This window comes from Pseudomonas sp. BRM28 (genome assembly GCF_002939405.1).
Taxonomy (GTDB): domain Bacteria; phylum Pseudomonadota; class Gammaproteobacteria; order Pseudomonadales; family Pseudomonadaceae; genus Aquipseudomonas; species Aquipseudomonas palmensis.
Window position 1 is genome coordinate 4,226,604 of record NZ_PEFV01000001.1, and the last position, 23,011, is coordinate 4,249,614.

General features: G+C 62.7%; 17 protein-coding genes and 1 pseudogene. 7 read left to right on the forward strand and 11 right to left on the reverse strand.

The window, feature by feature from the left end:
* The first annotated feature begins 6 nt into the window (after positions 1-6).
* Positions 7-354: pseudogene (locus CR917_RS19890) on the forward strand (YgiW/YdeI family stress tolerance OB fold protein).
* A 57-nt stretch (positions 355-411) separates the two neighbouring features.
* Here CR917_RS19890 and CR917_RS19895 read toward each other — a convergent pair.
* Entirely contained in the window at positions 412-1,581 is a 1,170-nt protein-coding gene (locus CR917_RS19895) for an MFS transporter (protein WP_168186837.1), read from the reverse strand.
* 215 nt (positions 1,582-1,796) lie between these two features.
* On the opposite strand from CR917_RS19895, the gene CR917_RS19900 reads away from it, so the two are divergent.
* Positions 1,797-2,696: a LysR family transcriptional regulator gene (locus tag CR917_RS19900; protein ID WP_104572838.1), complete on the forward strand. Its 900-nt coding sequence runs from the start codon at positions 1,797-1,799 to the stop codon at positions 2,694-2,696.
* A 66-nt stretch (positions 2,697-2,762) separates the two neighbouring features.
* A complete protein-coding gene (locus CR917_RS19905; RefSeq protein WP_043859929.1) occupies positions 2,763-3,533 on the forward strand; it encodes a ParA family protein in 771 nt (256 codons plus the stop codon).
* On the opposite strand, the gene trxC is transcribed toward CR917_RS19905, so the two are convergent.
* Complete coding sequence (trxC, locus tag CR917_RS19910; protein WP_054915555.1) at positions 3,530-3,964, reverse strand: thioredoxin TrxC; 435 nt, start codon at positions 3,962-3,964, stop codon at positions 3,530-3,532. The genes CR917_RS19905 and trxC overlap by 4 nt on opposite strands.
* Before the next feature lie 155 nt (positions 3,965-4,119).
* Here trxC and CR917_RS19915 point away from each other — a divergent pair, with 155 nt between their 5' ends.
* Positions 4,120-4,605, forward strand: a complete 486-nt coding sequence (locus tag CR917_RS19915; protein WP_043860375.1) for a DUF4265 domain-containing protein — start codon at positions 4,120-4,122, stop codon at positions 4,603-4,605.
* A gap of 103 nt (positions 4,606-4,708) precedes the next feature.
* On the opposite strand, the gene selO is transcribed toward CR917_RS19915, so the two are convergent.
* From selO to betI, 6 genes are all read right to left on the reverse strand, one after another.
* Positions 4,709-6,169, reverse strand: a complete 1,461-nt coding sequence (gene selO, locus CR917_RS19920) for a protein adenylyltransferase SelO (RefSeq protein ID WP_104572839.1) — start codon at positions 6,167-6,169, stop codon at positions 4,709-4,711.
* Positions 6,166-9,498 carry a mechanosensitive channel MscK gene (gene mscK, locus CR917_RS19925; protein WP_043860373.1) on the reverse strand — a complete coding sequence of 1,111 codons (3,333 nt, stop codon included), beginning with the start codon at positions 9,496-9,498 and terminating at the stop codon, positions 6,166-6,168. Before mscK ends, selO begins: the two co-directional genes overlap by 4 nt.
* Positions 9,499-9,534: 36 nt before the next feature.
* Positions 9,535-11,277 (reverse strand): potassium/proton antiporter, encoded by a 1,743-nt coding sequence (locus CR917_RS19930; RefSeq protein WP_043860372.1) that lies wholly within the window; start codon positions 11,275-11,277, stop codon positions 9,535-9,537.
* A 260-nt stretch (positions 11,278-11,537) separates the two neighbouring features.
* Positions 11,538-13,235, reverse strand: coding sequence for a choline dehydrogenase (gene betA / locus CR917_RS19935; RefSeq protein WP_043860371.1), 1,698 nt, complete (start codon positions 13,233-13,235; stop codon positions 11,538-11,540).
* 81 nt (positions 13,236-13,316) lie between these two features.
* Positions 13,317-14,789 (reverse strand): betaine-aldehyde dehydrogenase, encoded by a 1,473-nt coding sequence (gene betB / locus CR917_RS19940; RefSeq protein ID WP_043860370.1) that lies wholly within the window; start codon positions 14,787-14,789, stop codon positions 13,317-13,319.
* A 29-nt stretch (positions 14,790-14,818) separates the two neighbouring features.
* On the reverse strand, positions 14,819-15,484 hold the full coding sequence (betI, locus tag CR917_RS19945; RefSeq protein ID WP_043860369.1) for a transcriptional regulator BetI: 666 nt from the start codon (positions 15,482-15,484) through the stop codon (positions 14,819-14,821).
* A gap of 423 nt (positions 15,485-15,907) precedes the next feature.
* Here betI and betT point away from each other — a divergent pair, with 423 nt between their 5' ends.
* The 3 genes from betT (at position 15,908) to CR917_RS27175 (ending at position 19,600) form a co-directional block, all read left to right on the forward strand.
* Positions 15,908-17,911 carry a choline BCCT transporter BetT gene (gene betT / locus CR917_RS19950; protein ID WP_054915558.1) on the forward strand — a complete coding sequence of 668 codons (2,004 nt, stop codon included), beginning with the start codon at positions 15,908-15,910 and terminating at the stop codon, positions 17,909-17,911.
* A 512-nt stretch (positions 17,912-18,423) separates the two neighbouring features.
* The gene (locus CR917_RS19955) at positions 18,424-18,744 is read left to right on the forward strand and encodes a hypothetical protein (RefSeq protein WP_104572840.1); all 321 of its coding nucleotides are present in this window, start codon (positions 18,424-18,426) and stop codon (positions 18,742-18,744) included.
* 151 nt (positions 18,745-18,895) lie between these two features.
* On the forward strand, positions 18,896-19,600 hold the full coding sequence (locus tag CR917_RS27175) for a hypothetical protein (protein WP_146095033.1): 705 nt from the start codon (positions 18,896-18,898) through the stop codon (positions 19,598-19,600).
* A 337-nt stretch (positions 19,601-19,937) separates the two neighbouring features.
* Here the strand turns inward: CR917_RS27175 and choV are convergent, their stop codons facing one another.
* The 3 genes from choV to CR917_RS19970 all read right to left on the reverse strand — a co-directional run bounded on the left by choV (position 19,938) and on the right by CR917_RS19970 (position 22,979).
* Positions 19,938-21,116, reverse strand: coding sequence for a choline ABC transporter ATP-binding protein (gene choV, locus CR917_RS19960; protein WP_043860366.1), 1,179 nt, complete (start codon positions 21,114-21,116; stop codon positions 19,938-19,940).
* A complete protein-coding gene (gene choW / locus CR917_RS19965; RefSeq protein WP_173925098.1) occupies positions 21,113-21,961 on the reverse strand; it encodes a choline ABC transporter permease subunit in 849 nt (282 codons plus the stop codon). The genes choV and choW overlap by 4 nt, the downstream gene beginning before the upstream one ends.
* Before the next feature lie 70 nt (positions 21,962-22,031).
* Entirely contained in the window at positions 22,032-22,979 is a 948-nt protein-coding gene (locus CR917_RS19970) for a choline ABC transporter substrate-binding protein (protein ID WP_043860364.1), read from the reverse strand.
* Positions 22,980-23,011: the final 32 nt, after the last annotated feature.

Consider the following 23,011-nt stretch of genomic DNA (forward strand, 5'->3'; position numbering starts at 1 on the left):
CCCACCATGAAAACTCGTTACCTGGCTCTGCTGCTTGCCCCGCTGTTCACCACTGGCGCGATGGCCGCCGGCTACACCGGCCCTGGCGCCCAGCCGGTCACCACGGTCGCGGCAGCCAACGACGCCGCCGACGACACTCCGGTGGTACTGCAGGGCTTTGTGGTCAAGAAGCTCAACAACGACGACAAGTAGGAATTCAAGGATGCCAGCGGCACCATCACCGTCGAGATCGACAACGAAGACTTGCCGGCGGTGGCCTTCAACGACAAGACCAAGGTCAAGCTGACCGGTGAGGTCGAGAAGAACCTGATGTCCCGCGAGATCGATGTCGACCTGGTCGAAATCATCAACTGAACAGCTTCGCCGGCAAGGCCGGCTCCTGGTAGGAGCCGGCCTTGCCGGCGAGGGGTATCAGCCCTTCACATTCCCCGGCAGCGCCGGCAGCTTGCTCAGGTGCAACGCCACCAGCAGTGCGATCACCAGCAGGCTGCCGATGAACAGCCCGATGCCGTTCCACCCACCGTAATGCCAGAACACCCCGCCTGCCGTGCCCGCCACGCTCGACCCCGCGTAATAGCTGAACAGATACAGCGAAGAGGCCTGCCCTTTGGCCGTGAGCGCACGCCGGCCGATCCAGCTGCTGGCCACCGAATGCGCGCCAAAGAAGCCGAAGGTGAACACCAGCATGCCGACGATCACCAGCACCAGGGGCGAGAACAGCGTCAGCAGCAACCCACCGAACATCAGCAGGATGCTCATCCAGAACACCTTGCGCCGCCCCAGCTTGTCCGACAGTGCGCCGATCTGCGCCGAGCTGTAGATGCCGGCCAGGTACACCACCGACAGCAGCCCCACCAGCGCCTGGCTCATGTGGTACGGCTCGGCGAGCAGCCGGTAGCCGATGTAGTTGAACAGCGTGACGAAGGCGCCCATCAGCAGAAACGCTTCCAGAAACAGCCACGGCAGCCCGGCGTCGCGAAAGTGCTGGGTGAAGCCGTTCAGCAGGCTGCGCGGGTTCATCGAGCGTGCACTGAAGTTGCGCGACTCGGGCAGGATCCTCCAGAACACTGCCGCCGCTACCAGTGCCAGGCCGCCGATCACCAGCATCGCGGTGTGCCAGCTGACGAAGTCGATCAGTACCCCGGTGATCAGGCGCCCGCTCATGCCGCCGATGGCGTTGCCGCCGATGTACAGCCCCATGGCCAGGCCGATGTGCTGCGGATGAATCTCTTCGCTCAGGTAGGTCATGGCCACCGCCGCCAGCCCGCTCAGCGACAGGCCCACCAGGGCACGCATGGCCAGCACGCCGTGCCAGCTGGGCATCAATGCGCTGGCGATGGTGCACAGCGCGGCGCAGAACAGGGCGAACACCATCACCGGCTTGCGCCCGACGCGGTCGGAAATCGGCCCGGTCACCAGCAGCCCGAACGCCAGCAGGCCGGTCGACACCGACAGCACCAGGCTGCTCTGGGCGGCATTGATGGAGAACTCGTGGGACAGCAGCGGCATCATCGGCTGCACGCAGTACAGCAGGGCGAAGGTGGCAAAGCCGCCACAGAACAATGCCAGCACCGTGCGCATGAACGCAGGGGTGCCTTTCTCGATCCAGCTTTCGTTCAGGGAGGCGGCGGTGCTCGCCGGGGCAGGGGGCAGCTCATGGGCAACAGCAGTTTTCACGGGGACCTCGAAAGGGGCACGGCCTCGCAGGCAGTGAAAAAAGCATATAGCTGGCTATTGATCTTTTCCAATATATTGTTCGACCTGTTTAAGAGGTTTTACGACCTATTGGAGTTGCCATGGAACTGCGCCACCTTCGCTACTTCATCGCCGTGGCCGAAGAGCTGCATTTTGGCCGTGCCGCACAGCAACTGGGCATCTCTCAACCGCCGCTGAGCCAGCAGATCCAGGCCCTGGAGCATGAGCTGGGTGCACGCCTGTTCGAGCGTACCAACCGACGGGTGGCGCTCAGCGAAGCCGGCCGGCTGTTTCTCGACGAGGCGCGCCAGGTGCTGGCGCAGGTCGACAAGGCCGCCGACGTGGCGCGGCGTGCCCAGCTCGGCGAGCTGGGCGAGATGAAGATCGGCTTCACCTCCTCGGCGCCGTTCAACTCCAGCATCCCCAAGGCCATCAATGCGTTTCGCCAGCGCTTCCCGGCGGTGCACCTGAACCTCAAGGAAATGAGCAGCCGCGATGTGGTGGATGCCTTGCTCGACGAGTCCATCGAGGTCGGCCTGATGCGCCCGATGAGCGTGCCCGATGGCGTGGTGATCACCGAACTGTTCCGCGAGCCGCTGGTGGCGGTGCTCAATGCCGCGCACCCGCTGGCCCAGGGCAACGAGCAGGGCCTGCCGCTGGCGGCCCTGGCCCAGGAGCCGTTCGTGTTCTTCCCGCGCAGCTACGGCAGCGGCCTGCACGCGCAGTTGCTCAGCCTGGCGCGCTCGGCCGGCTTCAGCCCGCACTTTGCCCAGGAGGCAGGCGAGGCCATGACCATCATCGGCCTGGTATCGGCGGGGCTTGGGGTGTCGGTGCTGCCGGCGTCGTTCAAGCGCATGCGCATCGACGGGGTGGTGTACCGCACCTTGCTCGACGCCGACGCGGTGACAGCGGTATGGCTGGCGCAGCGGCGCGAGGACGTGTCGGCGATGGCCCGGGCGTTCACCGAACTGTTGATCCGCCAGGCCCAGACGCAGGGCTGAAAGGCACTGGCTAAACCGGCGCAACCCTCACATACTCGGTAGTTCCTTTCACATGGAGGTCTGTTCATGCGGCGCGTGGTGTTCAATCAGAAAGGTGGCGTGGGCAAGTCGAGCATTGCCTGCAACCTGGCGGCCGTCAGTGCCAACGAAGGCTATCGAACCCTGTTGATCGACCTGGACGCCCAGGCCAACTCGACCCAGTACCTCACCGGCCTGACCGGCGAGGACATTCCCATGGGCATTGCCGACTTCTTCAAGCAGACCCTGTCCTCGGGGCCGTTCGCCAAGAAGAACAAGGTCGACATCTATGAAACCCCGTTCGACAACCTGCATGTGGTGACCGCCACGGCAGAGCTGGCCGACCTGCAGCCCAAGCTCGAGGCCAAGCACAAGATCAACAAACTGCGAAAGCTGCTGGACGAGCTCTCCGACGATTACGACCGCATCTACCTGGACACCCCGCCTGCGCTGAACTTCTATGCGGTTTCAGCGTTGATCGCCGCTGATCGCGTATTGATCCCCTTCGACTGCGACAGCTTCTCGCGTCAGGCGCTGTACGGCCTGCTGGCCGAGATCGAAGAGCTCAAGGAAGACCACAACGAGGGCCTGGAAGTCGAGGGCATCGTGGTCAACCAGTTCCAGGCGCGCGCCAGCCTGCCGCAGCAGATGCTCGACGAACTGATTGCCGAAGGCTTGCCGGTGCTGCCGGTGTACCTCAACAGCTCGGTGAAGATGCGTGAGTCCCACCAGGCCAGCCTGCCGCTGATTCACCTGGAACCGCGGCACAAGCTGACCCAGCAGTTCGTCGAACTGCATACGCTGCTGGAAAACGCCTAGACCCCCTGGCTGCGCAGCCATTCCAGCAGTTGCTGGAGTGGGAAGGCGCCGCTCTGGCGCGCCACTTCGCGGCCGTTCTTGAACAGGATCAGGCTGGGAATGGAGCGTATGCCCAGTTGCCCGGCCAGTTGCTGATTGGCTTCGCTGTCGAGCTTGGCCAGACGGCAGCGTCCGGCCAGTTGGCCGGCGGCCTGTTCGAAGACCGGGCCGAACGCCTTGCAGGGCCCGCACCAGTCGGCCCACACATCGATCAGCAATGGCAGGTCGCCCTTGATCTGGCTGGCGTAGTCGCCCTGTTTCAATTCGAATGGCTTGTGCAACAGGACCTCACCCTTGCAGCGCCCGCACTTGGGTGCGTCCCTCAGGCGTGCGGCGGGGATGCGGTTGAGGCCGTTGCAGTGGGGGCAGGGGATGTGGAGGGGGTCGGTCATGGTGGGAGTCCGGATGCGTCAGGTGATGTTGGGTATCTGGAGGTGATGAGGGTGGATTGCAAGATGCCATAGCCTGCCAGATAAGCCAGCGATGCTGGCGAAGAGGCTGTAATGGTTTAGCATGCGGCCTTTCTGAACAGGCCAGGGACAGACCGATGGATTGCCAGCATTCACCGCACATTCGCGTATTCGTCGACAGAAAGAAGAACGGCGAGCCGGTGTTCGAAAGCGTGCCGGTGCGCGAAGTGGGCGAACATACCTATGAACTGCTGTCGTCGCCGGGGCTGGCGCTGAACATGGCGCGCGGCGACATCATCTGCACGGCCATCCCCGATCAGCATGTCGAGGTAGTGCGCAGGGGTGGCAATTTTTGCATTCATATCTACGCCAACGAGCTGCCCCAGGATGCCGTCGACACGCTGGAAAGCGAGGTGCAGACGCTGCTGGGCGGCACGCTGGACGGTCGCTACAAAGGCAACCTGACGCTGGCAGTGCCGGCGAGCAATGGGTTCGAGGCGATTCGCCCGGTGTTCGACCGGTTTCGGGAGGCGACGGGGGTGCAGTGGTATTACGCCAACATCTACCAGAACCTCGATGACGACGAGGATGAGACGTTGCTGAACTGGTGGGTCGACAACTGAAGCTGCGAGCGCTGCGCGCTCTATCGCGGGTCAAGCCCGCTCCCACAAGAACACCGCAGTACCTGTGGGAGCGGGCTTGACCCGCGAAGCAGGCGCTGCGATCTCAGGATGAACAACTGATCTCCAGATGCTTGCCCCACTCGGGTGGGCGTTCGGCATAGGCCTGCATCCCCGGCTGTTCCTCGAACGGCCGTGTCAGCACCTGGTGCAGGCGTCGCACTTCCTCGTAATCCCCGCCTTCAGCCGCCTCGATGGCACGCTGCGCCAGGTAGTTGCGCAGAATGTACAGCGGGTTCACCGCGTGCATCCGCGCGCGCCGGCCTTCGGCATTGCCCGGCTCCTGGTCCAGGCGCGCCAGGTACTCCACCGCCCAGGCATCGAACCCGGCCAGGTCGACGAAATCGTCGCGCACCACCCGCACGGCTTGCGCCGCCGGCTGATCACCCAGCTTGCGGAAGAACAGCGTGTAGTCCACAGCGCCCTTGTTCATCAGCCCCAGCAAGCGCTCGACCAGCGCCGAATCGTCATCGCGCGCCTCGGTCAGCCCCAGGCGTCGACGCATCAGGTCCAGGTAATGGGCCTGGTACAACGGCAGGAACAGCCCCAGCGTTTCCTTCAGCGCCTCGACGCTGATGAACGGGGTCAGCGCCTGGGCCAGCGCGCTCAGGTTCCAGTGTGCGATCGGCACCTGGTTGCTGAAGCTGTAGCGCCCCTGGTCGTCGGAATGGTTGCAGATGAAGCCGGCATCGAAGTCGTCGAGGAAGGCAAACGGCCCGAAGTCGAAGGTGATGCCCAGAATCGACATGTTGTCGGTGTTCATCACCCCGTGGCAGAAACCATAGGCCTGCCAGCGCGCAATCAGCTCGGCATTGCGTTCGACGATGGTACGGAACATCGCCAGGTACGGCTCGAGTTGCTCGCGGCACTCGGCAAAGTGCAGGTTGAGCACGTGCTCGGCCAGCTCGCGCTGCTGCTCGGGTTGGCGGGTGTAGTAGAAGTATTCGAAGTGGCCAAAGCGCACATGGCTGGGCGCCAGACGCAGCACCATCGCCGCGCGCTCCTGGGTTTCGCGCCACACCGGCGTGCTCGAGCCGATCACGCACAGCGCGCGACTGCTGGGGATGCCCAGCGCGTGCAGGGCCTCGGAGGCGAGGAACTCGCGGATCGACGAGCGCAGCACCGCACGGCCATCGCCCATGCGTGAATACGGCGTCTGCCCGGCACCCTTGAGGTGCAGGTCCCAGTGCTCGCCGGCATCGTTGTACACCTCGCCCAGCAACAGCCCGCGACCGTCACCCAGGCGCGGGTTGTACGAACCGAACTGATGCCCCGAATACACCATCGCCCGCGGCTCGGCCTCGGCCCACAGCTTGTGTCCGCTGAACAGCTCGGCGAACACCGGGGAATGCGCCTCGGTAGGGTCCAGGTCGAGCAGTGCCATGGCCGCGTCGCTGGCCACGACCAGGCGCGGCTCGGCAATCGGCTCGGGCAGCACGTGGGTGGAGAACGCATCGCCCAGGCGGGCGAAGCGGTTGTCGAAGGTCAGTTCGTCGAGGGATTTCAACGGCCATCTCCTGGCGCATCGGTGGGGGGCTCGGGCAGCACGGTCTTGTTCGGCGCTTCGACCGGTACCATCTTGTACTCCTGGCCCTGCATGTTCTTCAGGTACACCTCCATCTGGCGGAACGAGATGTTGATGTGCTGGCGCTTGAATTCCTTGTTGATGTAGCGGTTGATCTCGTCCAGTACCGGGTTGCGGTCGCCCAGGTCACGCACGTGCATGCGCAGTTCGTGGTCCAGGGTACTCTCGCCGAAGTTCAGGAAGTACACGATCGGTGCCGGCTCCTTGAGCACCCGCGGGTTCTCGTTGGCTGCCTGCAGCAGCAGGGTGCGTACCAGGTCCAGGTCCGAGCCGTAGTCCACGCCCAGCTTGAGGGTGACGCGGGTGATGGTGTCGGTCAGCGACCAGTTGATCAACTGGCCGGTGATGAAGGTCTTGTTGGGGACGATGATGTCCTTGCGGTCGAAGTCGGTGATGGTGGTGGCGCGGATGCGGATCTTGCTCACCGTGCCCGACAGGTTGCCGATGGTGATGGTGTCGCCGATGCGCACCGGGCGCTCGAACAGGATCATGATGCCGGAGATGAAGTTGGCGAAGATCTCCTGCATGCCGAAGCCCAGGCCCACCGACAGCGCCGCCACCAGCCATTGCAGCTTGTCCCAGCTGACGCCGAGGGTCGACAGCGTGGTGACGAAGCCCACCCCGGCAATCACGTACGACAGCAACGTGGTGGTCGCATACGCGCTGCCCTGGGCCAGGTTCAGGCGTGACAGCACCAGCACCTCGAGCAGCCCCGGCAGGTTGCCGGCCAGGGCGAAGGTGATGCCGATGATCACCAGTGCCCCGAGCAGGTCGCCCAGGCTGATCGGCACCATGCTCATGGCCGCGCCGGTGCCGCTGGTGTACTCGTACAGGGTTATGTTGTCGAGGTAGGCGAACACGCTGATCAGGTCGGCCCACACCCAGTACAGCGCGGCGATGAAGCCGCCCAGCAGGGCCAGGCGGATCAGGCGCAGCGACTGCTGGTTGACCTGCTCGATGTCCAGGGTCGGCTCCTCGACGATCACCTCGCCATCGAGCCCTTCCTTGGTGGCCTGGCGCTTGCTCAGTGCGCGCTGGTAGGCCAGGCGCCGGGCGGCCACGGCCAGGCCGCGCACGAAGGCTGCCTCGATCACCAGCCAGAACATCAGCAGGTACAGGGTGTCGATCAGGCGGTCGGTGAGCTTGAGTGCGGTGTAGTAGTAGCCAAAGCACACGGCAATGAACAGCGCCACCGGAAGCGCCGTGAACGCCACGCCCACGGCCTTGCGAAACAGCGAGGTATTGCGGTGCGCGGGGCTGCTCAGCAGCAGGCGGCTGAGCAGCCAGGCCATCAGTGCGTAACAGGTCAGTACCACACCGATGCCGAGCACGTCGTCGGCCAGCGCCGAGGGCTGGTGCTCGGCCACCGCCACCACGCCGACCAGCGCCAGTACCACGCTGCCCAGGCGGCGGATCCAGCCGCGCAGGAACTCGACCTGGGCCTTCTCCCAGCGAAAGTGCAGCTCGGCCACGCCGCCGGGCGCCAGAATCCGGTAGGCGGTGTAGAACACCAGCCAGGCCTGGGCGATCTGCCACAGCGCGGCGCCCAGGTTGGCGTTCTGGCCGCGGGCGTCGATCTGCAGCGCATAGCCGCACAGCGCCAGGCCCAGGCTCAGCGGCATCGCCAGCAGGATATTGATCAGAATGGCCTGGGGCGTGTGCCACTGGCTGTCACGCTTGAAGTGGCCCACATCCTGGTGAACCTTGTTCAGCCGCGCATACAGGTACTTGCGCCGCCACAGCAGGGCGCCGATCAGCAACAGCAGCGGCAGGAACAGCAGCGGGCGCTGCGTCAGGCCGTCGGCCAGTTCGTTGATGCCCGACCCCCACGGCAGGCTCACCACCTGCTTTTGCAGGCGTTCGGGCACGCTGCGCAGCCACTCGAAGTCCAGCGGCTTGTTGCTGGGGATCCAGAACATCTGTTCGTCGAGGGTGCCGCGCAGGTTCTGTGCGGTGCTCAGCAGCTGCTTCTGGTTCAGTTGCAGGGTGATGGATTCGTTGAGCAGGGCGCTCAGCTCGCGGTTGAGCCGCTCCAGCAAATCGCTGCGGGTGATTGCCACCTCCAGCAGGGCCTTGCGCAACTGTGGGGTGACGCTGTCGGGCGGCTGGGTGGCCAGCAGCTTGTCGACGTAGCTGCTGGGGCTGCTGATCTGCTCGCGCTGCTGGTTGACCTCGAACTGGTACAGGCGAATGTCGGCAATCTGGTCGGCCAGGTCGCGATCGACCTTCAGGTGCGGCAGGGCCTGCTTCTGCTTGTAGAGGATCTTGGACAGCAACAGGCTGCCCTTGAGCACGCTGATCTGTTCGTCCAGTGCCTGGTCGGCCTGGGTCAGGCTGTCGAGCTGCTGCTTGGTCTGCAGGTTCTGCTGGGTCAGCTCGTTGAGGCGGTCGGTGCTGCGCAGCAGGTAGTCGGACAGCTTCAGGTTGGTGGCGCTTTCGGTGGCCAGCACGCTGCTGCCGCCGGCCTTCTGTGCCTCGATGGACTGTTCGGTGACGGTCTGCTGCGACTGCGCCAGGCGCTTCTGGTTGATCAGCGTCTGCAGGTCCTGGATCTCCTGCTCAAGGCGTGTGGCGCGCTCGATCAGCAGGTCGTGCTGGCTGTTGCCCAGGTCTTGCAGCAGGCTGTTGCCGGCCAGTTCCTGGCGGCGCAGCAGGGTCAGCGCGTTGAGCGAGGCGAGTTCGGCATTGAGCTGGTTGCGCTGGTCGGCCGAGAGGCTCTTGCCGTTGTCCTTGCCCAGCTTGAGGATGCTGTTGATCTGCTGGGTGCGGGTCTGGTTGCTGCTGATCTCGGCCTGGGCGCGCTCGGGGCGGGTCTGGGAGTTGATGATCAGGCTGTTGGCTTCGGACAGCGCTTTCTGCAGCTCGCCCTGCTGGGTGGTGCGCTCGGACAGCAACTGCTCCAGCTGCGGCACGCCCATGCTGGCGTAGCGCTGCGCCACGGGCAGGGTCTTGGTGTCCTTGAGCCGGGTCAGCTCGCGCTGGTTTTCGCTGGTCTGGCGCGGGGCGTCGGCCAGTTGCTGCTTGAGCGCGGCCAGGCGCTTGTCGTAGTCGTCGCGCGAGGCCAGCAGGCCAAGGGTCTGCTCCAGCACTTGCTGCAGGGCCTTCTGGTCGGCCTCCGGCAGCTTGCGCTCGGCGATCTTGTCCAGGCTGTGCTGGACGCTTGCCGTGGTGGGGGGTTCCGCCGCCTGGGCGAAGGAGAGGGACAGGCACAGCCCGAGCAGGGCTGCGCTAACAACAGTGCGCAGGGACATAGGCAGACGTCGTAGAACCGGGCAGAGAATCGAAGTTTAAAGGAACAACCCGGGGCCGGGTCGAGAACCTTCGGGGAATTTGATACCCACTTTGAGGATCTTGTTCCCTTCCATCAGCGCAACGGTCCACAGGGTGTTGTTCCATTCGATCTGGTCGCCCACCACCGGTGCGCCGCCGACCTTCTGCTCGATGAAGTGCGCCAGCGGCTGGTGCGGGTCCTGGCCGTCGAGCTGCAAACCGTACAACGCCGCTACAGCCCCCAGTTCTGCGTCACCTTCGAGCACGAAGTCGCCGAAGAAACGCAGGTCCAGGCCGCGTTGCGGCGCCTGGCTGAACAGCTTGCCCAGCGCCGGCAGGTTGTGTTCGTGACCGATCACGCACAGCAGGTCGCCGACTTCGAGGGTGGTACTTCCCGACGGATGGAGCAGTTGCTGGCCGCGAAACAGGGCAGCGATACGCGTGCCTTCGGGCATTTTCAGCTCGCGCAGGGCGGCACCGATGCACCACTTCTCCGCACCCAGGCGATACACGAACAGCTCCCACTCGCTGGTGATGTGCACTTCCAGGGCCGAGCGCGAGATCGGCGCCGGGTCGGGCGGCACGGTCACCTTGAGCAGGCGCGCCACCCACGGCAGGCTGGTGCCCTGCACCAGCAGCGACACCAGTACGATGAAGAAGGCCAGGTTGAAGTACAGCTGGGCATGCGGCAGCCCGGCCATCAGCGGGAACACCGCAAGGATGATCGGCACCGCGCCGCGCAGGCCGACCCACGAGATGAACACCTTTTCGCGGCCATGGAAGGCCTTGAATGGCAGCAGGCCGATCATCACCGACAGCGGCCGCGCGAACAGGATCATCCACAGCGCCAGGCCCAGGGCCGGCAGCGCGATGGGTAGCAGGTCGTGGGGCGTGACCAGCAGGCCCAGCACCAGGAACATGCCGATCTGGGCCAGCCAGGCCATGCCGTCGAGCATGTGCAGGATGCCGTGGCGGCTGCGGATCGGCCGGTTGCCCAGTACCAGGCCACACAGGTACACGGCCAGGAAGCCGCTGCCGTGCAGGGCGTTGGTGAGCGCGAACACCACCAGGCCGCCGCTGATCACCAGGATCGGGTACAGGCCGCCGGCCAGGTTCATGCGGTTGACCAGCTGCAGCATCAGCCAGCCGCCGCCCAGGCCCAGCAGGCTGCCGATGCCGAATTCGCGCACCAGGTGGCCGAGCAGGCCCCAGTGCAGGCCGTTCTGGCCGCTGGCGATCATCTCGATCAGGGTCACGGTGAGGAACACCGCCATCGGGTCGTTGCTGCCCGACTCGATTTCCAGGGTGGCCGTCACCCGCTCGTTGAGGCCCTTGCCGCCCAGCAGCGAGAACACCGCGGCGGCGTCGGTGGAGCCGACGATGGCGCCGATCAGCAGGCCCTGCATCAGGCTCAGGTCGAACAGCCAGGCGGCGGCCAGGCCGGTGAGGCCGGTGGTGATCATCACCCCCACCGTGGCCAGCGACAGCGCCGGCCACAGGGCCACGCGGAAACTCGAGACGCGGGTACGCAGGCCGCCGTCGAGCAGGATCACGGCCAGTGCCAGGTTGCCCACCAGGTAGGCGGTCGGGTAGTTGTTGAAGATGATGCCGCCGCCGTCGACGCCGGCAACCATGCCCACTGCCAGGATGATCACCAGGATCGGGATGCCCAGGCGCGAGGAGAGTGAACTGACCAGGATACTTGCACCTACCAGCAATGCGCCGATCAAGAACAGGCTATTGATGGTGGACGCATCCAAAGGCAGTACTCCAGGGGGGATTGCAGAAAGAGGCGCGACTTGCTTTTTGCCTGACTTCAGCTAGCAGGTCGCGTGCCAAGGATTCTAACCTGTGAGGTTGGCGGGCTGTAAAGCGATTATCGCGGGCACAAAAAAAGCACCGCAGGGGTGCTTGATCTGCTGTGAACGTACCGCCCCCATCGCGGGTCAAGCCCGCTCCCACAAGGATCACATTGGTCTCTGTGGGAGCGGGCTTGACCCGCGATGGGGGCAGCAGGGTCTTAAGCCTGCGGCACCTCACGCATCGGCTTGCCCTTCACCGGTGCACCATTGGCCACATAGTACTTGGCCGTGCTGCGCGGCAATGGCTGGCGGCCACGGATCTTGTCGGCGATCTTCTCGGCCATCATGATCGTCGGCGCATTCAGGTTGCCGGTGGTGATGATCGGCATGATCGAGGCATCCACCACGCGCAGGCCCTGCATGCCATGCACGCGGCCCTGGCCGTCGACCACCGCCATCTCGTCGATGCCCATCTTGCACGAGCACGATGGGTGGAACGCGGTCTCGGCGTGCTCGCGGATGAATGTGTCCAGCTGCTCGTCGGTCTGCACGTCGGCACCGGGGCTGATCTCGCGGCCACGGTAGGCGTCCAGCGCCGGCTGCGCCATGATCTCGCGGGTCAGGCGGATACCGTCACGGAACTCCTGCCAGTCCTGCTCGGTGGCCATGTAGTTGAACAGGATGCTCGGGTGCTGGCGCGGGTCCTTGGACTTGAGCTGGATACGCCCGCGGCTAGGCGAACGCATCGAGCCCATGTGCGCCTGGAAGCCGTGTTCCTGCACGCCGTTGCTGCCGTTGTAATTGATCGCCACCGGCAGGAAGTGGTACTGGATGTTCGGCCATTCGAATTCCGGGCGCGAGCGGATGAAGCCGCCGGCCTCGAACTGGTTGCTGGCGCCGATGCCGGTGCCCGCGAACAGCCACTGTGCACCGATGGCCGGCTGGTTGTACCAGAGCAGCGACGGGTACAGCGACACCGGCTGGGTGCAGGCGTACTGCAGGTACAGTTCGAGGTGATCCTGCAGGTTCTCGCCCACGCCCGGCAGGTCGTGCACCACAGGGATGTTCAGGCTTTCGAGCAGGGCCGCCGGGCCCACGCCGGAGCGCTGCAGCAACTGTGGCGAGGCGATGGCGCCGCTGCACACGATGACTTCCTTGCGGGCACGGGCTTCGACGCGCTCTTCGCTGGCGCCCACCAGGTAGGTCACGCCCACGGCGCGCTTGCCTTCGAACAGCACGCGGTCGCTCAGGGCATGGGTGACGATGGTCAGGGTCGAGCGTTTCTTGGCGGTGTCCAGGTAGCCGCGGGCGGTGCTGGCGCGACGGCCCTTGGGCGTCACGGTACGGTCCATCGGGCCGAAGCCTTCCTGCTGGTAGCCGTTCAGGTCTTCGGTGCGCGGGTAACCGGCCTGCACGCCGGCTTCGACCATGGCGTGGAACAGTGGGTTGTTGCCGGCTTTTGGCGTGGTGACGCTCACCGGGCCTTCGCCGCCATGGTAGTCGTTGGGGCCGATGTCACGGGTTTCGGCCTTGCGGAAATACGGCAGGCAGTCCAGGTAAGACCAGTCTTCCAGGCCTGGCAGCTTGGCCCAGCCGTCGTAGTCCATGGCGTTGCCGCGGATGTAGCACATGCCGTTGATCAGCGAGGAGCCGCCCAGGCCCTTGCCGCGGCCACATTCCATGCGGCGGCCGTCCATGTGCGGCTCCGGGTCGGTCTCGTAGGCCCAGTTGTAGCGTCGGCCTTGCAGCGGGAAGGCCAGTGCGGCCGGCATCTGGGTGCGGAAGTCGAAGCGGTAGTCCGGGCCGCCGGCTTCCAGCAGCAATACGGTGACGCCTTCGTCTTCGGTCAGGCGGGTCGCCAGGGTGTTACCGGCCGAGCCGGCCCCGACGATGATGTAGTCAAAAACGTGGGACATGTTGCGTACCCTCATAGGCAGTGAGCAGGGGAGCGGGGGAGGCGCCCGGACCTGGCGGCCCGGGCGCGGCTACACGGGTGCTTAGAACACCGAGGCGTAGTTGCCCAGCTCGACCTGTACCGACTTGATCCGCGTGTACTGGGCCAGCGAGCTGACACCGTTTTCACGGCCGACACCGGATTGCTTGTAGCCACCGACCGGCATCTCGGCCGGCGATTCGCCCCAGGCGTTGATCCAGCAGATGCCCGCTTCCAGCTGATGGATGATGCGGTGCGCGCGGCTGATGTCGTTGGTGCAGACACCGGCGGCCAGGCCGTAGTCGGTGTCGTTGGCGCGACGGATGACTTCTTCTTCGGTCTCGTAGGAGAGGATGCTCATCACCGGGCCGAAGATCTCTTCCTTGACGATGGTCATGTCGTCACGGCAGTCGGTGAAGACGGTCGGGGCCACGAAGGCGCCCTTGGCGAACTCGCCGTCGGTCAGGCGCTCGCCGCCACACAGCACGCGGGCACCTTCTTGCTTGCCCTTGGCGATGTAGCCCAGCACGCTTTCCATGTGGGCGAAGCTGACCAGCGGGCCGAAGTTGGTGTTCTCGTCCTGCGGGTTGCCGATGCGGATGCGCGCCACGCGCTCGGCGATCTTGGCTTCGAAGGCGGCTTTGAGCGAGGCCGGGATGAACACGCGGGTGCCGTTGGTGCACACCTGGCCCGAGCTGTAGAAGTTGGCCATCATCGCGATGTCGGCGGCGCGGTCCAGGTCGGCGTCTTCACAGATGATCAGTGGCGACTTGCCGCCCAGCTCCATGGTGACTTCCTTGAGCGAGGAGCTCGAGGCGCTGGCCATGACCTTCTTGCCGGTGGCGGTGCCGCCGGTGAACGAGACCTTCTCGATGCGCGGGTGTTCGGTGAGGTAGGTGCCGACGTCGCGGCCACTGCCGGTCAGTACGTTGAACACGCCGTCCGGCAGGCCGGCTTCGGTGTAGATCTCGGCCAGTTTCAGGGTGGTCAGCGAGGTGACTTCCGAGGGCTTGAAGATCATCGCGTTGCCGGCGGCCAGGGCCGGGGCGGATTTCCACAGGGCGATCTGGATCGGGTAGTTCCAGGCGCCGATACCCACGGTCACGCCCAGCGGCTCGCGACGGGTGTACACGAACGAGCTGTCGCGCAGCGGGATCTGCTCGCCTTCGATGGCCGGCACCAGGCCTGCGTAGTATTCGAGCACGTCGGCACCGGTGACGATGTCGACGTAGCGGGTTTCGGAGTAGGACTTGCCGGTGTCCAGGGTTTCCAGTGCAGCCAGCTCGTCGTTGCGCTCGCGCAGGATGTCGACGGCGCGGCGCAGGATGCGCGAACGCTGCATGGCGGTCATGGCCGCCCAGACTTTCTGGCCGCGCTCGGCGCTTTCCACTGCGCGCTCCACGTCGGCCTGGTTGGCACGTTGCACCTGGGCGAGGACTTCGCCGTTGGCCGGGTTGATGGCGTCGAAGGTGGCGCCGCTGGAAGCGTCGACATAACCACCGTCAATGTAGAGTTTTTGCGTTTCGAAACGGGCCATAGTGTCCTCGCAAGTGCAGTGTGTGTCGGCTATCCGCGCTGTGCTCCTGCTTGTTTGGCACTCGCGACGCGCAGTGGTTCAGAGGCCGGGTCCTGTAGAGCCGGGCTGCTCTGTTTAGCCAGTTGTGAATCCATGTATTCGTAAGCGATCTGCTGCGCCTGGTCGGTATCGAAGGCATCTCCCGACAGCGCGCCGCGCAGCCACAGCCCGTCGATCAGGGCAGCCAGCCCGCGGGCCGCGCTGCGGGCTTCGGGCAGCGGCAACACACGGCGGAACTGGCAGCACAGGTTGGAATACAAGCGGTGATCGTTGATCCGCTGCAACCGGTGCAAAGACGGCTGGTGCATGCTGGCGGCCCAGAAGGCCAACCAGGTTTTCATTGCCGGGCCGTTGACCTGACTGGCGTCGAAGTTGCCCTCGACGATCACCTTCAGGTGGGCGCGCGGGGTGTCCTCCGTGAGCGCCTGGCGACGTGCCGCGACGTTGTCGATCAGCACGTTCATCAAGTACCGCATGGTCGCTGCGATCAGGCCGTTCTTGTCCTGGAAGTAGTGACTGATGATGCCGTTCGACACACCGGCCAAACGAGCGATCAGCGCAATGCTGGCGTCCCCCATGCCGACCTGGTCTACCGCCATCAACGTGGCTTCGATCAACTGCTGGCGGCGAATGGGTTGCATACCGACCTTGGGCATCTGGCAAATCTCCTCAGGCCTTCGGGCAGACGACAGGCGGCTGACTCGGCGAAGACCAGTCTATTTTGTTTTGATTGAACGTTCAATCAACAAAGAATAAGCTCTGCGACAATTCGCGCCATTGACAGGTTTTTGTGGCCCGTCACTGACGCCGATTGGCACCCTAAAAAGACGTGTAACCCCCGTAATGCAAGGCGTGCACGGGTTTAAACGAAACGTTGATCAGAATTGCCCAGCGGTGTCGCACCGTTCGGCGGGCCCTCGGATCGGGACCCTTTTTCTGTTTTTTTCAACGCAATCGGTTTGGGATCACGGTTTTTCAAGGTGCTTTTATAACACCTGACGCAGTGGGGCTATTGCACCAATTGCGCGGGTGACGGGTCGTTTCGTGTTTTCTCTCGCACTGCCTGGAGCATCTGTGCAATGAGTTCTGCCTCCCTGATAAAGACCCCTGCCGAGAGGGTCCGGGTCAACAGCGTGGTGTTCTACACCACGGCGCTGCTGATCCTGTTGTTGACTGCCTTGCTGATCGCCGCCCCGGACACGGCCGGTCAAATTCTCGGCCAGGCCCAAGCCTGGCTGTCGCGCAGCTTCGGCTGGTACTACATGCTGGTGATCGGCGGCTACCTGCTGTTCGTCATCGGGCTGGCGTTTTCCTCCTACGGCAAGCTCAAGCTTGGCGGCAAGGACGACAAGCCCGACTTCAGCTACGGTGCCTGGGCCGGCATGCTGTTCTCCTCCGGTATCGGTATCTCGCTGCTGTACTTTGGCGCGTCCGAACCGCTGGACCACTACTTCAACCCGCCTGCCGGTGCGCCGGCCAGCCTGGAGGCCGCACGCCAGGGCATGCAGCTGACCTTCCTGCACTGGGGCCTGCACGGCTGGGCGATCTATGCGCTGGTGGGCCTGGCCGTGGCCTACTTCGCCTACCGCCACAACCAGCCACTGGCCTTGCGTTCGGCGCTGTACCCGCTGGTGGGTGAGCGCTGGGTCAAGGGGGCTGCCGGGCACACCGTGGACATCTTCGGCATGTTCGTGACCCTGCTGGGCCTGGTGACCAACCTGGGCATCGGTGCGATGCAGGTGTCCTCGGGGCTGGAGTACCTGTTCGGCATGCAGCACAGCAACACCAACCTGCTGATGGTGATCCTGGTGATGAGCACCGTGGCCACGATCGCGGCGGTGTCGGGCGTGGAGAACGGCATTCGCCGACTGTCCAACCTGAACATCCTGCTGTTCAGCGGCCTGCTGCTGTTCGTGCTGCTGTTCGGTGACACCCTGCACCTGCTCAACGGTTTCGTGCAGAACATCGGCGACTACCTCAACGGCGTGATCCTCAAGACCTTCGACCTCTACGTGTACGAAGGCAACAACGCCAGGTCCGAAGGCTGGCTGGGCCTGTGGACCCTGTTCTACTGGGCCTGGTGGATTTCCTGGGCCCCGTTCGTGGGCATGTTCATCGCGCGTATCTCCCGTGGCCGCACCGTGCGCGAGCTGGTGGCCGGCGTGCTGCTGATTCCGTTGGGCTTTACCCTGGCGTGGCTGTCGATCTTCGGCAACACCGCGCTGGACCTGGTGATCAACCACGGTGCGGTGGAGCTTGGGCGCACGGCGGTGGAACAACCGGCGATGTCGATCTACCAGCTGCTGGAGCACTTCCCGGCGGCCAAGATCGTGGTTGGTGTGGCGGTGTTCGTCGGCTTCGTGCTGTTCCTCACTCCGGCTGACTCGGGCGCGGTGATGATGGCCAACCTGTCGTGCAAGGGCGGCGACGTGGACGAGGATGCGCCGCACTGGCTGCGTATCCTGTGGTCGGCGATCATTACCCTGGTGACCATCGGGCTGTTGCTGGTGGGCAACTTCCAGGCCATGCAGACCATGGTGGTACTGGCCGGGCTGCCGTTCTCGGTGGTGCTGGTGGTGTTCATGTTCGGCCTGTTCAAGGCCATGAAACAGGACACCCAGGTCGAGCAGGAGCAGGCCGAACTGGCGGCGCGTGGCCGTCGCGGCTTCAGCGAGCGCCTCACCCAGCTGGACCTGCAGCCGACCCAGGCGATGGTGCAGCGCTTCATGGACAAGCAGGTGAGCCCGGCGCTGAAAGAGGCGGCGGTGCAGTTGCAGGGCATGGGCCTGCAGGTGCAGAGCCGCGTCGGCCAGTCGCGCGAGGCGATGGGCTTGCGCATCGAGATGGAGGAGGGCAACCCGTTCGTCTACGAAGTGAGCCTGGACGGCTACCTGGCGGCGCCGAGCGAAGCGCCGGCGCAGGGTGAAGGCGACGTGCGCCAGCGTTACTACCGGGCCGAGGTGTACCTGCACAACGGCAGCCAGGAGTACGACTTGATGGGCTTTACCGTCGAGCAGATCACCCGCGACGTGCTGGATCAGTTCGAGAGTCATCGCCAGTTGCTGGGGCGTGTGTACAGCTGATGGCAGATAGCTGAATGAAGAAGGGCCCTGCCGGTAACGGCAGGGCCTTTTTTTTGCTGGCGATGCGTTGGCGTTCTACAGCGCTGACGAACGATAAATAAATTAAAAGGTTTGCTGGCTGGCGACCAAGGAAGCACCAAAAAGTCGATTCTCGACTTTTGGCAACTGCGCAACTTCTTGCGCACCAAAATGTGGATAAACCTGTGCATACATTGCTGCGGGCCATACTCAACGTAGCCTGCAGCTAACTGCGAAACTTCTTGCACAGTACTGCGCAAGAAGTTGCGCACTTTTTCGGGTTTTGCCTTTCCCAATGCCAGCGGGTTAAAACGTGCAGCGGGTACAGTTGCACTGGGAACAGCAGAAAGTATTAGGGTTGCAGGATTCGATGTAATCAGTGATCCGACGAATAAATTTCCCAATCATGCGAGAATTATTCATCCGGATGGAAGGGATGGATTTAGTGACTAAAATTTAGTCGGTCTATCAAATGCGCTGGGGGATGAAACGAGATGTCAATAACTGAAGAACTGTTTTACTTATTTGATAAAGATGATAAGTGCTTGGGGCAGATCATATTGCAGGTTGGTGACAACCCCAAGAAGCAAGGGAGGTTCTCTCCAGTCAAAGAGTTCTCGAGGTGCCGGAATTTGTTCAAAGAGCTTGAAAGTGCGGCAAATGCTATGCTGTTTAGTCATGTAGACGAAATAGAAGAAAAAATCGCCTTGCTAGGTTTCTACGTCAAAGCAGAGGGGTCGGAAATTAAACTAAAAATAAAAGGGCTTCAAATAATGAGGGGGTGGGCAATTTTTGAAGTTGGACAGGCACTTTAAAGTCGATAAGTAAAGTTGCACTTAAATGAAGTGTTTTTTGGCTCTAAAGTAATTGTATGCGTTTAGGCCTCTACAAGAAGGCCCCTTCGGATGCCAGAGACGTGTACTTATGCTCCAAGCTGACAGCCCATGCTGAATGACCGGTATGGCAGTGAATAAAGTACTACCTCTTCGAGCCGGGCCGTGGCATCACTCCGCTGGAACGAACCCTGTTATTAAATTCTTGGTGAAAACAATGTTGAGAGCTACATTTTTCGAAATATTTAATATTTTTTTGGATAAATTAACATTTGAGGATTTAGAGATTCTTGGGCTGCCTGATATGGAGCGCTCCACCCTAGAGGACTACGGGTATGAATTGGTGGGTGATAAGTCAGACTGTCACGCTTACGAAAAAGAAATTATTGTGCCTCATAGAAATACTGGGCTTAGTCTGATGCACAAGTTGTATTTTTTTGCAGATGAATCTGTCGGCACTGGATTGGGTGTTGAGCCGAAGGTTAGATTAACCACGCTGCTGAAAGCGTATTGGGATTATCGAGACTTACGGGGCGGATCGCTCGATAATATAAGTTTTTATTTCTGGGATGGTAATGATGAGGGCGCTGTTGTGTTTGAGGAAAACATAGTGGTCAGATTTGGTTTTCGCCAGAACAGGGGTGCATACTTGATTGATAATGTGGAAAGTGGTCTGGATAGAGTTGGTAGTGTTCCTGGTGTTTCAGTAAGAAGCGTAAAAAAATACATGAATTCGTTTGAGCTGGATGGTGCTTTCAGTAGGCGTGAGGTAAGTAAATATCCTTATGCATTTTCAAGGTTAGTTGGCTTTTTGTGCAAAAATAGCAGGAGGTTTTGATATGCCCCTATAAAAATAGAAGTGTGAGTCTTGTGTATAAGCTCTGTTTTATGGAAGCAGTGTTTTCGGAAGCGGGCTAAGTATTGAATTGTCATTAATTGGGAAATCGCACCCTTTACTACGCCCCCACAGCGTCAATACGAGAATTACGCCCCCCATGACCGCCCCACCATAAGCGGCTGTCAGCATGAGAATAGACAGTTTTTACTTTCAAACTTGAACACCCTGCCCCACAGTTCAAACTTGCCAGAAAAAGAATTCATATCGACGTCTTGCCCTCACGGCCCCCTCGCTGGCAAGTCATGCGCTCACCTTGCCGGCGAAGAAGCCATCCGCTTCATCCCAGATTCTTGCCCAACAACGCGTGATACAGCTCGCTGTCGCCCAATATCCCCACCACCTGATTCCCTTCCTGCAACACCAGCTTGTTCCCCGTCTGATACCGAATCTGCAACGCCTCGCGCATACCGATATTGGCATTCACCAGCGTCGGCTTGCGCTCCAGCCCCTCCACCGCCTCGCCGGGCGCCCAGTTCTGCAAGGCCATGCCGTTGACGCCCTGGCGCGCGCCCCTGATGGTGTTGCCCTCGGCCAGGTCCAGCCAAGAATCACCACCCGGGTCCAGGCATACCGAACCGTTGATGCGCTTGCACTTGTCCAGTGTGCGCATCAGGCTGCGCCCGCACAGCACGTTGAGCGGGTTGGTATGCGCGACAAAGGTACGCACATACTCGTCCGCCGGGTTGAGCACGATCTCCTCGGGCTTGCTGTACTGGATGATGCGCCCGTCCTTCATGATCGCGATGCGGCTGCCGAGCTTTAGGGCCTCGTCCAGGTCATGGCTGACGAACACGATGGTCTTGGCCAGCTTGCGTTGCAGCTCAAGCAGCTCGTCCTGCAGGCCCTGGCGGATCAGCGGGTCGAGCGCCGAGAACGGTTCGTCCATCAGCAGGATGTCGGCGTCCATCGCCAGCGCCCGGGCCAGGCCCACGCGCTGCTGCATGCCGCCCGACAGCTCGTCGGGCTTCTTGTTGCGCCACTGGGTCAGGCCCACCAGCTCGAGCTTCTCGTCCACCAGCTTGCGCCGCTCCTTCTCGGGCCGGCCCTGCATCTCCAGGCCGAAACTGATGTTCTCGCGTACCGTCAGCCAGGGCATCAGGGCGAACTTCTGGAACACCATGGCGATACGCTGGGTGCGCATCATCTTCAGCTCGGCCGGGGTGCAGTGGGCAATGTCGATCTGTGCGCCTTCATGCTCGACGAACAGCTTGCCGCGGCTCACCGTGTTCAGGCCGTTGATGCAGCGCAGCAGGCTCGACTTGCCTGAACCCGACAGGCCCATCAGCACGCAGATCTCGCCCTTGTTGATGTCCAGGCTGGCTTTCTCGACGCCGACCACCAGACCGGTCTTCTTCAGGATCTGTTCACGCGTGAGGCCCTGGTCCAGCAGGCTGAGCGCCTCACGCGGGTGGCGCGAGAAGATCACGTCGACCTCTTCGAAGCGAATGATGCTCATGCTTCACTCCTTGCCGGTGCGTCCGGTTGCTTGCAGATACGGTCGAGCATGATCGCCAGCAGCACGATCGCCAGCCCCGCCTCGAAGCCCAGCGCGATATCGGCGGTGTTGAGTGCGTTGACCACCGGTTTGCCCAGACCATCGGCGCCCACCAGCGCGGCGATCACCACCATCGACAGCGACAGCATGATGCACTGGGTGACCCCCGCCGCGATGCTGGGCATGGCATGCGGCAGTTCGATGCGCGAGAGCAGCTGGCGCCGCGAGCAGCCGAACGCCTTGCCGGCATCCAGCAGTTCCTGCGGCACGTCGCGGATGCCCAGGTAGGTCAGGCGGATGGGCGCGGCAATCGCGAACACCACCGTCGAGATCAGCCCCGGCACCACGCCCAGGCCGAACAGGGTCAGGGTCGGGATCAGGTACACGAACGTGGGCACCGTCTGCATCAGGTCGAGTACCGGGCGCATGGCGGTGTAGAACATCGGCTTGTGTGCCGCCAGGATGCCCAGCGGCACGCCGATGGCCACGCACACGAAGGTGGCGAACAGCACCTGGGCCAGGGTTTCCATGGTTTCCTGCCAGTAGCCGAGGTTGAGAATCAGCAGGAACGACAGCGCGCAGAATACGGTGAGCGCCCATTTGCGCTGGATCAGGTGAGCGATCAGGGCCACCAGGGCAATCAGGACGAATGGGTTGAACCAGGTCAGCGCCCCGGTCACCCCGTGAATCATGAACTCCAGCGCCTCGGCGAAGGCGTCGAAGTAGTTGGCGCCGTGTTGCGTCAACCACTCGACGAAGGCCGCGATGTGCTGGCCCAGGGGTATTTTTTGATCGATCAGCATGATAGCGAGCGTCCACCTGCAAGGGATTGGAAACAACCCGCGCCGGGCAATCGCCCCCCGGCGCGGGGCGTGCTTACTGCGTCAGCTTGGCCTTGGCCGCCTCCAGGCCCGGTTTGCCATCCACGGTGGTCACGCCGGCCAGCCAGGTGTCGAGCACCTGCGGGTTCTGCTTGAGCCAGGCCTTGGCGGCGGCGTCGGGCTTGACCTTGTCGTCGAGCACCTTGCCCATCAGGGTGCTTTCCATGTCCAGGGTGAAGGAGAGGTTCTTGAGCAACTGGCCGACGTTGCTGCACTCCTGGCTGTAGCCCTTGCGCGTGTTGGTGAGCACGGTGGCCTTGCCGTAGTCGGGGCCGAAGAAGTCGTCGCCGCCTTCGAGGTATTTCATCTTGAAGCGCGTGTTCATCGGGTGCGGTTCCCAGCCGAGGAACACCACGTCGGTGCCACGGCGCTGGGCACGGTCGACTTGCGCGAGCATGCCGGCCTCGCTCGACTCCACCACCTTGAAGCCGGCGTCCTTCAAGCCGAAGGCATTCTTGTCGATCATGCTCTGGATGGTGCGGTTGCCGTCGTTGCCCGGCTCGATGCCGTAGATCTTGCCGTCCAGCTCCTTCTTGAATTTCGCGATGTCGGCGAAGTTCTTCAGGCCCTTGTCATACAGCGCCTGTGGCACGGCCAGGGTGTACTTGGCATTCTCCAGGTTGGCACGCACGGTCTCGACGGTGCCGGCATCGCGGTACGGCTTGATGTCGTTTTCCATGGTCGGCATCCAGTTGCCGAGGAACACGTCCATGTTCTTGCCGTCGGCCAGCGACTTGTAGGTCACCGGTACCGAGATCATGGTGGTGCGGGTCTTGTAGCCGAGCGCTTGGAGCACCGCACTGGTGACTGCAGTGGTCACGGTGATGTCGGTCCAGCCGACGTCGGAGAAGTTGACGGTGTGGCACTGCTCGGGCTCCACGGCCTGGGCCAGCGCCGGCAGGCTCAGCAGCGCGGCCAGCAACAGCGGGGGTGAACCTTTCATGGTGGACTCCTGGTTTTTTTCGGATGTCCCAC

What these genes read in the sequence shown, in the direction of transcription:
- CR917_RS19895 (WP_168186837.1), bottom strand. Translation starts at nt 1,581, where the DNA reads ATGCGCACGGTGCTGGCATTGTTCTGTGGCGGCTTTGCCACCTTCGCC.
- CR917_RS19900 (WP_104572838.1), top strand. Translation starts at nt 1,797, where the DNA reads ATGGAACTGCGCCACCTTCGCTACTTCATCGCCGTGGCCGAAGAGCTG.
- CR917_RS19905 (WP_043859929.1), top strand. Translation starts at nt 2,763, where the DNA reads ATGCGGCGCGTGGTGTTCAATCAGAAAGGTGGCGTGGGCAAGTCGAGC.
- trxC (WP_054915555.1), bottom strand. Translation starts at nt 3,964, where the DNA reads ATGACCGACCCCCTCCACATCCCCTGCCCCCACTGCAACGGCCTCAAC.
- CR917_RS19915 (WP_043860375.1), top strand. Translation starts at nt 4,120, where the DNA reads ATGGATTGCCAGCATTCACCGCACATTCGCGTATTCGTCGACAGAAAG.
- mscK (WP_043860373.1), bottom strand. Translation starts at nt 9,498, where the DNA reads ATGTCCCTGCGCACTGTTGTTAGCGCAGCCCTGCTCGGGCTGTGCCTG.
- betA (WP_043860371.1), bottom strand. Translation starts at nt 13,235, where the DNA reads ATGTCCCACGTTTTTGACTACATCATCGTCGGGGCCGGCTCGGCCGGT.
- betB (WP_043860370.1), bottom strand. Translation starts at nt 14,789, where the DNA reads ATGGCCCGTTTCGAAACGCAAAAACTCTACATTGACGGTGGTTATGTC.
- betI (WP_043860369.1), bottom strand. Translation starts at nt 15,484, where the DNA reads ATGCCCAAGGTCGGTATGCAACCCATTCGCCGCCAGCAGTTGATCGAA.
- betT (WP_054915558.1), top strand. Translation starts at nt 15,908, where the DNA reads ATGAGTTCTGCCTCCCTGATAAAGACCCCTGCCGAGAGGGTCCGGGTC.
- CR917_RS19955 (WP_104572840.1), top strand. Translation starts at nt 18,424, where the DNA reads ATGTCAATAACTGAAGAACTGTTTTACTTATTTGATAAAGATGATAAG.
- choV (WP_043860366.1), bottom strand. Translation starts at nt 21,116, where the DNA reads ATGAGCATCATTCGCTTCGAAGAGGTCGACGTGATCTTCTCGCGCCAC.
- CR917_RS19970 (WP_043860364.1), bottom strand. Translation starts at nt 22,979, where the DNA reads ATGAAAGGTTCACCCCCGCTGTTGCTGGCCGCGCTGCTGAGCCTGCCG.